Genomic DNA, 13203 nt, shown 5'->3' on the forward strand with positions numbered 1-13203 from the left:
TTTTTCGTTTTTAAAATTTTATTCGTTAATAAATCAAAAATTCAACATGAAAATTCATTATATATCTGAAAATAACAGCATTCTAAATCATTTCCTTGGACAGATTAGAAATGTAAATGTACAAAACGACAGTATGCGTTTTAGAAGAAATATTGAACGCATTGGTGAAATTATGGCTTACGAATTAAGTAAAATTTTGCCTTATAAGAATGTTGAAATTCAAACACCCCTTGGCATTAAAAAAACTACAGAAATTAATACCGATTTGGTTTTATGCCCGATTTTAAGAGCAGGATTACCGCTTCATAATGGGTTTTTAAATTACTTTGATCACGCCGAAAACAGTTTTGTTTCTGCCTGCAGACATCATCCAAATAACGATCACGAGTTTGAAATTTTAGTTGAATATCAAGCCATTTCAGATTTAAACAATAAAACGGTTTTACTTCTTGATCCCATGCTTGCAACTGGACAATCTATTGTAGCGGTGCATAAAAAATTACTTGAAAATGCTTCTCCAGCAGAATTTCATATTGTTGTGGTTATTGCTGCACCAGAAGGAATAGCGCATCTTGAAAAAAATCTTCCTGAAAACTGTCATTTATGGGTAGCTTCACTAGATGAAAAGCTAAATGAGAAAAATTACATTGTTCCAGGTCTTGGCGATGCCGGCGATCTTGCTTACGGAAGTAAATTATAATTGAGAGAAAAAAGTAAATAAGCTGCACAAAATCAGCACATAAAATACAATTTCGTTGTTTAGTTTTTGCTGCATATATTCTACATGGCTTGCTGCCATAATAGTTAAAGGCGCAATACTAAACAATAATAAATCGTTGCTTTTATCTGGCGAAATAAGATATACGGCTGCTGCAATAAAAAAGCAGGCAACTATTTTTTTGTATGAACTATGTACAATTTGAGGTCTATTTGATAATGTTGTTAACATCGAAAATACAAAGAATAAAGCCACTGCTGTATAAATCGATAAGGCTCCGTTTTCATAATTATTTTTGAAATAATCAATTTTGAAATCGATCACCGCTCGTGTTTGAAAAAATTCAATCACATCAATATGGAACATCAATGAGATCATTAAAAAAATAATGGCTACTGCCAAAAGCGCTACAAAAGGTAAAACCCAGTTTCTATAATCTCTTGAAACGTGAAAAACTATCGATATAAATACGAGTATTAAAAAGAGAATGCTCCAGAATTGAAATAAAGAAGCTACAAAAATCCAAAATGAAGCATCAAATATTTTTTCTTTTGATGATTTTAAAGATTGAAGCGAAATCAATCTGCGAAGTGCTAATAGAAGAAAGAAATTAGCATATACAACATTTGAATTATTGAAAATTGTTGGAAAAAATAATACAAACAATAAGTAGAAAAATATCGCGAATCCGTTGTCTTTAGTGAGTCCGTTTTTCTTGACAATAAAATTTACCATGAAAAATGAAGCCATAATAAAGCACAATAAACTTACTTTTTGGAATATTGTGAAATAAGAATTTATCCAAGACGTTTCTCGAATTTGGAACATAAAAAAGAAAACCAGTATTAAAATTACAACCAATGAATAATTTAATGGCGTAGATTTTTTAAAAACACTTGTTATCATAAGGATATTTTATACTTTTGTGATTGTAAAGATAATACTTGTTTAAAATGAAAACCCGAACAAGTTGAAAAAAGATTCAATTAACTGAATTTTATCTTCAAAGCATTACACAACAATAAATAACATATAATTTTAAAGAATTATGACAGCTTTTTTTGAAGGAATACAATACTTATTCGTTAACATTTTGTTTTGGCCACTTGATCAACTACGTAAGCTAGAACTAATTACATGGTTTGGTGCTAACACTATCAACTGGCTTTTTATGATCATCTGCGCATGTGCAATCGTTTATTGGATTAAACAATTACGCATTTTTGATGATGCTGGAACAGAAAACCAAGATACAACAGCTCATTCATTTTTAAAATAAAAAACCAAACCCTTTAATTAAAAAGGGCTGGTGAATTTATTTTTAGATTAAATCGAAACCGATATCTTTTCTAAAATACATCTTATCAAAGCTTAGTTTATCTATGTTTTGGTAAGATTTTTTTATTGCCTCTTGGAAATTATCACCGTATGATGTTATAGCAATTACACGTCCTCCATTAGTAACGACATTTTCGCCATCTAATTTTGTTCCTGCGTGAAAAACTATAGAATCTGTTACATTTTCTAATCCAGAAATTACTTTTCCTTTTTCAAAATCTTCAGGATATCCGCCAGAAACTACCATTACCGTTGTGGCACTTCTTGGATCAACCTCTAAATTAAAGTATCCTAATTTTTGATCAGCAACAGATAAGAACAATTCTACTAAATCTGATTTCAATCTTGGCACAACTACTTCTGTTTCCGGATCACCCATTCTTACGTTGTACTCAATAACGATTGGTTCGTTTTTCACGTTAATTAGACCAATGAAAACAAAACCTTTATATTCGATTCCGTCTTTTTGGAAACCTTCGATAGTTGGTTTTACGATACGAGTTTCAATTTTTTCCATCAAAACGGCATCAACATAAGGAACTGGAGAAACTGCTCCCATTCCGCCTGTGTTTAAACCTGTATCTCCTTCTCCAATTCTTTTGTAATCTTTTGCTGTTGGAAGAATTTTATAGTTTTTCCCGTCGGTCAAAACGAAACAGCTTAATTCGATTCCGTCCAAAAATTCTTCGATAACCACTTTTGAACTTGCTGTTCCAAATTTTGCATGAACCAGCATGTTTCTTAATTCGGTTTTTGCTTCTTCAAGATCCTGAATAATCAAAACACCTTTTCCAGCTGCTAATCCGTCAGCTTTTAAAACGTAAGGAGGTTGTAAAGTTTCTAAAAACTCACATCCTTTTTCTACTGTTTCAGCAGTAAAGCTATCATAAGCTGCAGTTGGAATGTTGTGTTTCATCAAGAATTCTTTTGCAAATTCTTTACTTCCTTCTAATTGTGCACCTAATTTAGATGGTCCAATAACTGGAATATTTTTTAAACTTTCGTCGTTTTTAAAATAATCGTAAACCCCTTTAACCAAAGGATCTTCTGGTCCTACGACTACTAAACTTATATTTTCTTTAAGCACTAATGCTTTTACTGCTTCAAAATCAGTTGGAGATATGGCAACATTTTCGGCAATTGCAGCGGTTCCTGCATTTCCTGGTACTACAAAAAGTTTTTCGCAAAGCGGACTTTGAGTCATTTTCCATGCAAATGCATGTTCTCTTCCGCCTGATCCCAATAGTAAAATTGTCATGTGTTGTTGTATTTTAGTTGTGGTGCAAAAATACTTGCTTTTGTACGTAAAAAATAATTAAATCTTAAAAAGTTGTTGTTTCTGCTCTGTTAGTAATCCTTAAAGATTATTTTTGGTGAAAATTTTGTCCAAATGATTTCTCTATTCGACATTTCGCTTCGATTGAATGGTTTTCCTATCAAGAAAGCCAAATCTGAATTGGAAGAAATTATCAATTTATCTGAAAAAGAATTTGCTGTTTTTCTTGAGAATAAAAAAAAAGAAATTGTTGATTTTCATTTAAATAACAATTCATTTTACGCAGCATTAGTTGGCGATACAGTTGTTAAAAACTGGGGCGATCTTCCTCTTTTAAACAAACAAAATTTACAAAAACCACTGGAAGAAAGACTTTCAAAAGGGTATTCTAAAAAAAACATTTACCTCAACAAAACTTCCGGATCAAGCGGAACTCCTTTTGTTTTTGGTAAAGATAAATATTCTCACGCTTTAACTTGGTCTTCAATCATTATGCGTTTTGGATGGTTTGGAATTGATTTTAACCACTCCTATCAAGCACGTTTTTATGGAATTCCAATGGATTTTATTGGGTATCAAAAAGAACGCATCAAGGATTTTCTAACGCATCGTTTTCGTTTTCCAGTTTTTGATTTATCTGATCAAGTTCTTGAAAAATTTCTAAAAAAATTCAGAACTAAAAAATTCGATTACATTAATGGATATACGAGTTCTATTGTTTTGTTTGCTAAATATTTAGAACAAAAAAATATTGTTTTAAAAGATATTTGCCCAACTTTAAAAGCCTGTTTTGTTACTTCAGAAATGCTTTTTGAATCGGATAAAGAACTTTTGGAAAGACAATTTGGTATTCCAATTATCCGCGAATATGGTGCTTCTGAATTGGATTTAATTGCTTTTGAAAATGCAGAAGGCGAATGGCAGGTAAATTCGGAAACGCTTTTTGTCGAAATTTTAGATGAAAACAATAATCCTGTTCCACATGGAACCGAAGGTAAAATTGTGATTACTTCTTTATTCAACAAAGCACATCCTTTCATTCGATATGAAATTGGCGACATTGGAATTCTCGATGAAAAAAGCACACCTCAAAAACCAATTCTTAAAAAACTTATTGGCCGAACAAATGACGTTGCCATTTTACCAAGCGGCAAAAAATCGCCTGGATTGACGTTTTATTATGTAACCAAAAGCATTATTGAAGATGATGGAAATGTCAAAGAATTCATTATCAAACAAACTCAATTAGACACTTTTGAAATTGAATATGTTTCTGAAAAAGAATTAACTAGTGAACAAATTCATAAAATCAAACAAGCAATCAATTTATATTTGGAACCAAATTTAAGCTTCAGTTTTACCCGAAAAACGGTTTTAGAAAGAACAAATCGCGGTAAACTAAAACAGTTTCAATCTTATTTATAATATAAATAAAATCTTACATTTGTTTTTTTTAATTAAAAACTTATGGACGATCATTCTTTACTTTCTGAAGAAACAATTTCTAATAAAATATATTTCATTCGCAGACAAAAAGTGATGCTCGATTTTGATTTGGCTTTACTTTATGAAGTTGAAACCAAAAGGCTAAATGAACAAGTCAAAAGGAATTTATCTAGATTTCCCGAAGATTTTATGTTTCAATTAAGTGAAGATGAATACATTTCTTTAAGGTCGCAATTTGCGACCTTAAAGAAAGGAAGAGGAGAGCATCAAAAATACTTACCTTTTGCCTTCACTGAACATGGAGTTCTAATGTTATCAAGTGTTTTAAAAAGCGACAAAGCAATCCAAACCAATATTCAAATTATGCGGATTTTTACTAAAGTGAGACAAATGCTTTTGGATACTACTGAAATAAAAGTTGATATTCTTCAGATTCAGAAGAAGTTAGAGAATCATGATAAAAATATAGAATTAGTGTTTTCTTATTTGGACGAATTAACTGAGAAAAAAGAAAATGAAGAAGAAAGAGTAAAAATTGGATATAAAAAGTAATTCTTCAAGGTCACAAATTGTGACCTTAGAAACTTGAAGTCGCAATTTGCGACATCAAGATTAATACAAATTATTCAGTAGTTAAGTTTCTAAAAAATCCAATTTAAACTTTACTTTTGCCAAAAGAAACTTAAACAAGTTTGTCCTAATTACTGAAGTCAATCTATGAAAATTACCATAATTGCGGGCGCAAGACCTAATTTCATCAAAATAGCACCTATTATTAATGCTATTCAAAAGAAACAAAATGAAGGTTTGAATATCTCATTTCGTTTGGTCCATACGGGTCAGCATTATGATAAAAATTTAAGTGATACTTTTTTTGAAGAATTAAATATTCCGCAACCAGATGTGAATCTGGAAGTAAAAAGCGGTTCTCAAGCCGAACAAACCGCTGCAATTATGGTCGCTTTTGAAAAAGAACTAATTCAGAATCCAACTGATTTGGTTTTGGTTGTTGGCGATGTAAACTCAACAATGGCGTGTTCGATTGTTGCTAAAAAATCTCATACAAAAGTAGCTCACGTTGAAGCTGGAATCCGTTCTGGAGATTTAACAATGCCCGAAGAAATCAACAGAATGCTGACAGACAGTATTACTGATTACTTTTTTACAACCTCAACTTCGGCATCAGAAAATTTACTAAAGCTGGGTTCAGATCCTCAAAATGTTCACTTTGTGGGCAATGTCATGATTGACACTTTGTATCAAAATATAAACCGAATTTCGGCTCCTGATTTTTGGAATGACCATCAATTACACGAAAAAAATTATATCATTTTAACTCTGCATCGTCCTGCAAATGTTGATGAAGTTTCTTCATTGATCGAATTATTGCACGGAATCGATCTGCTGGTAAATGACAAAAAGATAATTTTCCCTATTCACCCGAGAACTCAGGCAATTTTAAAAGAGAGTAAAACAGATTTTAAAAATATCATTTTTGTTTCGCCTCAAGGTTATCTGAATTTCATGTATTTAATTAAAAATAGTTTTGCGGTTATTACAGACAGCGGTGGAATTTCTGAAGAAACGACAGTTCTTGGAATTCCATGTTTTACAATGCGTGATAATACGGAAAGACCTGAAACAGAAACTATTGGTTCTAATACTATTGTAGGAACTGCATTGGAAAATCTGAAAACGGTTTTTGGTTCGTTTTTACAAAATGGTGCCAGAAAAAGTGGTATTCCGGATTTATGGGATGGAAAAGCATCCGAAAGGATTATTTCAATTTTATTGGATAAAAAATAATGAAAGATATTCTTATTATATCCAATTATTATCCGCCGGAAAAAGGTGCAGCCGCCAACAGGATTGAGCAATTGGCTTTAAAACTCGATCAAAACGGATATAGTGTTTCGGTTATTTCACCACTTCCAAATTATCCTAAGGGAGAACTTTTTCCAGAATATAAAGGCAAATTTTCGGTAACTGAAAAAATTGAAAATATCACTTTAAAACGTCTTTGGATTTATCCGAGTAACAGTTCTAATATTTTTAAAAGAATTGTTTCGACGCTTTCTTTTTCGACTACTTTATTCTTTTATTTATTGTTTGCAAAAACACCTCAAAAAGTTATTGTACAATCGCCTCCTTTATTATTGTCTTTTACTGCTGTTTTCGCTCTTTGGATTAGAAGAAAAAAAATAATTCTAAATGTTTCTGATCTTTGGCCAACAGCAGCTATTGAACTTGGCGTTTTAAAGAAAAACAGTATTTCGCATAAATTTCTACGTTTTATCGAGCGTTTTATCTACAAAAAGGCAAATCATATTTTTGGTCAGTCTAATGAAATTATTAATCATATTCATTCGATATTTCCAGAGAAGAAATGCTTTTTATATCGTAATTATCCTGATCATTTTATTGACAATGTACTACAAGAAAAACACAATTCAAATGAACCTATTAAATTGTTTTATGCTGGTTTATTGGGAGTTGCGCAAGGTGTTTTTGAACTTATTCAAGAATTGGATTTGAAAAATCTAAATCTTGAATTGCATATTTTTGGTGATGGTGCCGAAAGAACAGAAATTTTAAATTATCTAAATCACAACCCAAATGCAAAAATTATTTTTCATGGAATGTTAGAGCGAAATGTATTGCATGAAACTCTGCAAAATTTAGATATTGCGTTGGTTCCTCTTAAAACAAGAATTTACGGCTCTGTTCCTTCCAAAATATTTGAATATACAGCTTTAGGATTTCCAGTTCTATATTTTGGCGGCGGTGAAGGCGAAAATATTGTGGAAGAAAATAATTTGGGATGGGTTGTTCCTGTTGAAGATTTTAAAGGTTTAAACAACGCTTTAAAACAAATTTCGGAAGTGGGAAAAGAAGAAATTCAAAATATGAAAAAGAACATTTTTCTTCATGCGAAATCTCATTTCAGTCTTGATGAACAAATGAAACAATTAATTGAAAATGATGCTTTTTAGTTCATTTTTATGAAAAGAAAAAGGGAAAATATTGTAGAATATTTTCCCTTTTTTTATTATTTGATATAACTAGAAAAATCTTTGTGTTCTTCTTTTGCAAGTTCTTCTGGAGATAATGATTTGAAATATTCATACGTAATTTTCATTCCTTCCGCACGACTTACTTTTGCTTCCCAGCCTAACAATTCCTTTGCTTTTGTTGTATCTGGCTGACGCTGCAATGGGTCGTTTATTGGCAATGGATGATACACCACTTTCTGGTTTGTTCCTGTGAGTTTTATGATTTCTTCAGCAAAATCTTTGATTGTGATTTCATCAGGATTTCCAATATTTACTGGATATACATAATCCGAATGTAGTAATCTGTAAATACCTTCAACTTGATCGTCTACATAACAGAAAGAACGTGTTTGCATTCCGTCTCCAAAAATCGTTAAATCTTCGCCACGTAAAGCCTGCCCAATGAAAGCTGGAATTACACGTCCGTCGTTTAATCGCATTCTTGGTCCATAGGTATTGAAAATACGAACGATTCTGGTTTCTACTCCATGAAAAGTATGGTACGCCATTGTAATGGATTCTTGAAAGCGTTTTGCTTCGTCATAAACTCCTCTTGGACCAATTGTGTTTACGTTTCCGTAGTATTCTTCTGTTTGTGGATGAACTAATGGATCTCCATAAACTTCAGATGTTGATGCAATCAAAATTCTGGCCTTTTTTACTCTTGCTAATCCTAATAAATTGTGTGTTCCTAAAGATCCCACTTTTAAAGTCTGAATCGGAATTTTTAAATAGTCTATTGGACTTGCTGGCGACGCAAAATGCAATATATAATCTAGATCACCTGGAATATGAACAAATTTAGTAATATCGTGATGATAGAACTCGAAGTTTTCTAATTTGAATAAATGTTCGATATTTTTAAGATCTCCAGTAATCAGATTATCCATCCCAATAACAAAGTATCCTTCTTTGATAAATCTGTCACATAAATGCGATCCTAAAAAACCTGCCGCACCTGTAATAAGTATTCTTTTCATAATAGTTATTTATACAACACAAATGTAATTCATTTGGAGATTCTGAAAACTATTCCAAAAAAAAACTGCCTAATAATTTTAGACAGTTTTACATATTTAGAATATCAATTACTTATTTATCTTTTTCTCAAGAGTTTCAATCCTTTTATTTTGTTCTATAATATAAAGGGTTAACTCTTCTATTTTTTGAAGCAACAGATTATTCATTTCTCCTAATTGCAATCCATTCTCTTTAATTTCTTGTGCTGAAGGTATATTTGGTAAATGATTATTTTCCTTAGTAAACTTTTCAATTTCAGTTAACGTTGGCATCTTATAATCCGATTTTAAATCTGATTTTCCTGTATAGTATTTTTCAAATACATAATCTGCAGGAACATTAATATCTACTCGAACTTCTTCCGCATGAATTTTTCCTTTCACTGTTAATTTTTCATCGGGATTAATTGAACCTATACCTACATATCCGTTATCTTTAATTCTCATTCTTTCAACACCTGTTGTATAAAAATTTAATCCATAATAACCCGAATGAGAAACGCCTGGTAATCCGCTTGCATTTTTAAAAATTGACATTCCAAAATGAGCAATTGTACCTGTAGAATTTGTAAAATTATCAGTTGTTGCAAAACCAATTTTTTGATTTTCACCTACACTCGAAATATCTCCATTTACCTGCAGTTTTACACTTGGAGTACTTGTCCCGATACCAACATTTCCGTCAGGAGTAATTCTCATTCTTTCTGCTCCAGCATTTGTATAAAAATATAATCCAAAGTAACCTGAATGAGCAACTATAGGCTGATTTGCAGCATTTTTAAAAATAGACATTCCATAGTTAGCAATTGATCCTAATCCATTTGAAAAATTATCATTAGCAACAAAAGCAATTCTTTGATTTTGTCCTGTGACCGAAATATCTCCATTGTTGACATGAAGTGCTGCATTTGGAGATGTGGTTCCAATACCCGCATTTCCTGTTGTCGGAAAGGTATTTTGACTGAAAGATATTGAACTAACTAATGCCGTTAGAGTTAGGAATAAATGTTTCATAATTTTTAAAGGTTATATAGTTTATGATTTTTTAAAATTTATTTTTATTGAGAGATTTTTCAGTTTCTGTTTCTTTAGAACTACTCATTATACTCAACATTGAATAAAAAATTATAAAAAAGATTATTCCTCTTTGTCTGCTCAAAAATGATTCGGTCAAAAATAAGACTATCATTGTTACGGAAAAAGCAATATGGATAAAATCTTTATTTAAAATTCCCTTTCTAATCGTAATAAATAACATACTCACTACTATCAAGAAACCAAATATTCCTAATTCTGAGAATATTTGAATATATTCGTTATGAAAATTAAATTCTCCATAATTTGGATATAAATTATGTTCTTTTACTTTTTCTTTTATTTTATTCTGTGAAGCATCTAATCCAAATCCTGTAAAAAAAATATTTTCTTCCTCAAGCATTTCTTTAAAGATCCTAATTTGAAAAAGTCGAAACGCTGCTCCCGGGAAAAAGTCATTTTGTTGAAATCGATCTTGGGTCCAAGCTTGTTTTAAGCTAATATTATAAATTGGTCCTTGATTTTCTTTTGTCGTTTTATTTAAAGAACCATCCACAAATATGGTTTCAAACTCAATCATAAATCGGTCTCTAACCGGCTTAATAAAAAGTACTGAGCTTATAGATAAAATAATTACTGACAAGAGTATTTTTCGTTTTGTTTTTCTAGAAACTGCAGAGAAAAATGAATAATACATTATTATCATTATTAAATCGACTATAATGATATTCTTGGATGATAATAAAAATATAAAAACAACGAGAATCAAAAATGCTATTTTATCTGCGATTGATTTACCTTTTACCAAGAAAAAAAACATGGCCAAAGAGGCAAAAACAGACATATAAATGGCATTAAGTTCTAAAGTAACTAATTCATGATAGAAGAAAACATCTTTGTTTCCAGAATTTATGAATCTTACAATTGCTCTTAAAAAATAGAAAACTGCAAAACCTACCATTGCAAAACTGAACCATTTGCAAACCTTATTTACATCATTTCGATTTATTTTGGGTAATCCGCAAAAAGCCAGCGGAATTAATAAAAACAATATTTCTTTTTGTAATCCTTTAATTGTCTGCTTGCTGTCTATTGTCCAAATAAGCGACATAAACATCAAAACATACAAAAGCATTGGGAGTACTAAAACTTTAGGAAATGAGAAATTTACTTTTTTTGATTTGAAAAAAGAAACAAGTAAAAAAACAATACAGGTTAGACTTCCAATACTATGTTTTAATGGAAGAGCAACTAACATTGCGGTTATGAGATAAACCACCAAAGTTTTATTGTTCCATAATTCATCTATTTTACTAAAGACTTTTTTCAAATAATCTAAGGTATGATTCATTTATTTTGTTCCAATTAAATTCTTGAAGTATTTCATCGAAGTTATGCTGTATAATCTCTTGCTGCTCTTCTCTCTTTATCGTTTTTATTAGATGTTTAATATCTGCCGCATTCGAAAAGTAAAATGCTTTTTCTTGTAAAATAGCGCGATTAAATTGGTTGTTATGAGCTACAATTAATGATTTTGCGGCCATTGCTTCAAGCAAAGATGGATTTGTTCCTCCTACAGAATGTCCATGAAAATAAAGATTAGAGAAATATCTCAGATTATCTAAATGTTCTTTGTTGTAAATTCCTCCCGTAAAGCGTATATTTTGATGATTATAAAACTTCTTTTTGAGATAGTTTCCATAACCATTATCGTTATTTCCAACAACCAATATTATTTTATCATCTTGACTATCGGCAATTCCATCTAGAATTACTTCGATATTATTTTCGGGTTCAAAACGCGCTATCAGCAAGTTATAATTGTTTTTTTTGACATTATATTGTGAAAGCAAATCTTCTTTCGGCTCAAAAAACAACTCTGCTCCATATGCAATATAAGTTGCTTCAATATGGTATTTATCTTCTAAATACTGTTTAATTCCCAACGAATCTGCTACTAGATAATCACTGTTTTTTATAGCCTTTTTTTCGGCAAATTTTAAAAATCTTTGGGTTATTTTAGAATATTTGCTTCTCTTCCATTCTAATCCATCCATATTGGTTATGATAATTGATTTTTTAGGAAGTAGAAAAGACCAAATAGAACTACTAGTATAGCCTAGTTGTAAAATGATATCAAAATTTCTTTTTCTGGAATCCAGAATACAATTCAAATCATAAATAAATTGTCCAGCAGAACTTATTTTATTTTCAGGGTCGTATTGATGAATAATATTTACTCCCTTATAATGTTTCTCCTGAAAAACATGGTTATGTGAATTATAGACATAAACATGATGTTTTTGTTGTGCCAAATAAACAGCAAAAATTTCAGCAAACTGCTCAAATCCTCCATAATTATTTGGGATTCCTCTAGTACCAAGAATGGCTATTTTCATGTAAATTTTATCAATCGGGAATCAAAAATAATGATTTTTAAATTCTTAATAATTTAATTACAAACAAATTCATTTTTAATTAATGAATAATTAATTTAATTTCTACTTTTGTTTATAAGCAGTTAAAATAGCACTTATGATTAATTTTGAATATCTGGAAAACCATTTAGATGATTTACGTTTAAAATATTTAACTGCTAGTCCATTTCCGCATTTAATTATTGATGGCTTTTGTGAAGAAGAAAAGTTGCTGAACGCCCATAAAAGTATTCCTGAACTCAACAATAAAAGCCGCGATTATTCTTTTGCTAACAATAAATTTGAAAAATCAAATTATAAGGAATTAGGCCCTGAATTACGCGAGTTATATGAAGATCTTTCGTCTGAAAGATTCAATAAAATCATATCTTATATCACTTCAAAATCAATTTTTGTTGACCCAAAAAATCACGGTGGAGGATTGCATCAGGGCAAAAAAAATAGTTTTTTGGATATGCACTTAGACTTTAATTATCATCCGATTAACAAAGATTGGTACCGAGAATTAAATTTACTTTTGTATTTAAATAAAGATTGGAAACCAGAATATAAAGGCGGTTTAAAAATACGTGATTTAAGAACAGAAGAAGAAGCTGAACTAGATGTTCCTTTTAATCGCTTAATTATTCAACAATGTGCTCCTTATACGCTTCACGGCTATGATATGACTAATTTTCCTGAGGGAAGTTTTAGAACATCTATTGCCACATACGCTTATCAAATTCATAAAAGACAAATTGAAAAACCACGAACAACCGATTGGTTTCCAAAAGAAGATGCTTCGTTTTTAAAAAAGCAATTTGCTAAAAATTATAATTTTTTAGTGCAAACGAAAAATAAATTGTTTGGAAGCAATACTGCGAAAAATCAATAAACAAAA

Annotated in this window: 13 protein-coding genes; 7 read left to right on the plus strand and 6 right to left on the minus strand. The window is 30.7% G+C overall.

Going from position 1 to position 13203, the window contains the following annotated elements; all coding sequences use genetic code 11:
• The first annotated feature begins 46 nt into the window (after positions 1–46).
• Positions 47–700 carry a uracil phosphoribosyltransferase gene (gene upp, locus J0383_RS10970; protein WP_207298419.1) on the plus strand — a complete coding sequence of 218 codons (654 nt, stop codon included), beginning with the start codon at positions 47–49 and terminating at the stop codon, positions 698–700.
• Here the strand turns inward: upp and J0383_RS10975 are convergent.
• On the minus strand, positions 695–1624 hold the full coding sequence (locus J0383_RS10975) for a DUF6427 family protein (protein ID WP_207298420.1): 930 nt from the start codon (positions 1622–1624) through the stop codon (positions 695–697). The genes upp and J0383_RS10975 overlap by 6 nt on opposite strands.
• A 142-nt stretch (positions 1625–1766) precedes the next feature.
• On the opposite strand from J0383_RS10975, the gene J0383_RS10980 reads away from it, so the two are divergent.
• On the plus strand, positions 1767–1997 hold the full coding sequence (locus J0383_RS10980) for a DUF6341 family protein (RefSeq protein ID WP_207298421.1): 231 nt from the start codon (positions 1767–1769) through the stop codon (positions 1995–1997).
• Between the two features lie 42 nt (positions 1998–2039).
• Here J0383_RS10980 and purD read toward each other — a convergent pair whose 3' ends face one another.
• Positions 2040–3314, minus strand: coding sequence for a phosphoribosylamine--glycine ligase (gene purD / locus J0383_RS10985; RefSeq protein ID WP_207298422.1), 1275 nt, complete (start codon positions 3312–3314; stop codon positions 2040–2042).
• 132 nt (positions 3315–3446) lie between these two features.
• On the opposite strand from purD, the gene J0383_RS10990 reads away from it, so the two are divergent.
• The 4 genes from J0383_RS10990 (at position 3447) to J0383_RS11005 (ending at position 7771) form a co-directional block, all read left to right on the plus strand.
• Entirely contained in the window at positions 3447–4757 is a 1311-nt protein-coding gene (locus tag J0383_RS10990; RefSeq protein ID WP_207298423.1) for a phenylacetate--CoA ligase family protein, read from the plus strand.
• Positions 4758–4799: 42 nt separating this feature from the next.
• Positions 4800–5330, plus strand: coding sequence for an ORF6N domain-containing protein (locus J0383_RS10995; protein ID WP_207298424.1), 531 nt, complete (start codon positions 4800–4802; stop codon positions 5328–5330).
• A gap of 165 nt (positions 5331–5495) precedes the next feature.
• Positions 5496–6584: a non-hydrolyzing UDP-N-acetylglucosamine 2-epimerase gene (wecB, locus tag J0383_RS11000; protein WP_207298426.1), complete on the plus strand. Its 1089-nt coding sequence runs from the start codon at positions 5496–5498 to the stop codon at positions 6582–6584.
• A complete protein-coding gene (locus J0383_RS11005) occupies positions 6584–7771 on the plus strand; it encodes a glycosyltransferase family 4 protein (protein WP_207298427.1) in 1188 nt (395 codons plus the stop codon). The genes wecB and J0383_RS11005 overlap by 1 nt, the downstream gene beginning before the upstream one ends.
• Before the next feature lie 56 nt (positions 7772–7827).
• Here the strand turns inward: J0383_RS11005 and J0383_RS11010 are convergent, their stop codons facing one another.
• From J0383_RS11010 to J0383_RS11025, 4 genes are all read right to left on the minus strand, one after another.
• Positions 7828–8811: a UDP-glucuronic acid decarboxylase family protein gene (locus J0383_RS11010; RefSeq protein WP_012023123.1), complete on the minus strand. Its 984-nt coding sequence runs from the start codon at positions 8809–8811 to the stop codon at positions 7828–7830.
• Between the two features lie 108 nt (positions 8812–8919).
• Positions 8920–9864, minus strand: coding sequence for a hypothetical protein (locus tag J0383_RS11015; RefSeq protein WP_239023321.1), 945 nt, complete (start codon positions 9862–9864; stop codon positions 8920–8922).
• A 31-nt stretch (positions 9865–9895) separates the two neighbouring features.
• Positions 9896–11215 (minus strand): O-antigen ligase family protein, encoded by a 1320-nt coding sequence (locus tag J0383_RS11020; protein ID WP_207298428.1) that lies wholly within the window; start codon positions 11213–11215, stop codon positions 9896–9898.
• Positions 11199–12284 (minus strand): DUF1972 domain-containing protein, encoded by a 1086-nt coding sequence (locus J0383_RS11025; RefSeq protein ID WP_207298429.1) that lies wholly within the window; start codon positions 12282–12284, stop codon positions 11199–11201. Before J0383_RS11025 ends, J0383_RS11020 begins: the two co-directional genes overlap by 17 nt.
• A 136-nt stretch (positions 12285–12420) precedes the next feature.
• Here J0383_RS11025 and J0383_RS11030 point away from each other — a divergent pair, with 136 nt between their 5' ends.
• Positions 12421–13197 carry a 2OG-Fe(II) oxygenase gene (locus J0383_RS11030; protein ID WP_207298430.1) on the plus strand — a complete coding sequence of 259 codons (777 nt, stop codon included), beginning with the start codon at positions 12421–12423 and terminating at the stop codon, positions 13195–13197.
• Positions 13198–13203 lie beyond the last annotated feature (6 nt).

The sequence above is a fragment of the Flavobacterium endoglycinae genome (assembly GCF_017352115.1).
GTDB lineage: Bacteria > Bacteroidota > Bacteroidia > Flavobacteriales > Flavobacteriaceae > Flavobacterium > Flavobacterium endoglycinae.

Excerpts from the sequence above, each read along its gene's own strand:
- J0383_RS11005 (WP_207298427.1), top strand. The coding sequence starts at position 6,584 with ATGAAAGATATTCTTATTATATCCAATTATTATCCGCCGGAAAAAGGT.
- J0383_RS11010 (WP_012023123.1), bottom strand. The coding sequence starts at position 8,811 with ATGAAAAGAATACTTATTACAGGTGCGGCAGGTTTTTTAGGATCGCAT.
- J0383_RS10975 (WP_207298420.1), bottom strand. The coding sequence starts at position 1,624 with ATGATAACAAGTGTTTTTAAAAAATCTACGCCATTAAATTATTCATTG.
- J0383_RS10980 (WP_207298421.1), top strand. The coding sequence starts at position 1,767 with ATGACAGCTTTTTTTGAAGGAATACAATACTTATTCGTTAACATTTTG.
- upp (WP_207298419.1), top strand. The coding sequence starts at position 47 with ATGAAAATTCATTATATATCTGAAAATAACAGCATTCTAAATCATTTC.
- J0383_RS11025 (WP_207298429.1), bottom strand. The coding sequence starts at position 12,284 with ATGAAAATAGCCATTCTTGGTACTAGAGGAATCCCAAATAATTATGGA.
- purD (WP_207298422.1), bottom strand. The coding sequence starts at position 3,314 with ATGACAATTTTACTATTGGGATCAGGCGGAAGAGAACATGCATTTGCA.
- J0383_RS10990 (WP_207298423.1), top strand. The coding sequence starts at position 3,447 with ATGATTTCTCTATTCGACATTTCGCTTCGATTGAATGGTTTTCCTATC.
- wecB (WP_207298426.1), top strand. The coding sequence starts at position 5,496 with ATGAAAATTACCATAATTGCGGGCGCAAGACCTAATTTCATCAAAATA.
- J0383_RS10995 (WP_207298424.1), top strand. The coding sequence starts at position 4,800 with ATGGACGATCATTCTTTACTTTCTGAAGAAACAATTTCTAATAAAATA.
- J0383_RS11030 (WP_207298430.1), top strand. The coding sequence starts at position 12,421 with ATGATTAATTTTGAATATCTGGAAAACCATTTAGATGATTTACGTTTA.
- J0383_RS11015 (WP_239023321.1), bottom strand. The coding sequence starts at position 9,864 with ATGAAACATTTATTCCTAACTCTAACGGCATTAGTTAGTTCAATATCT.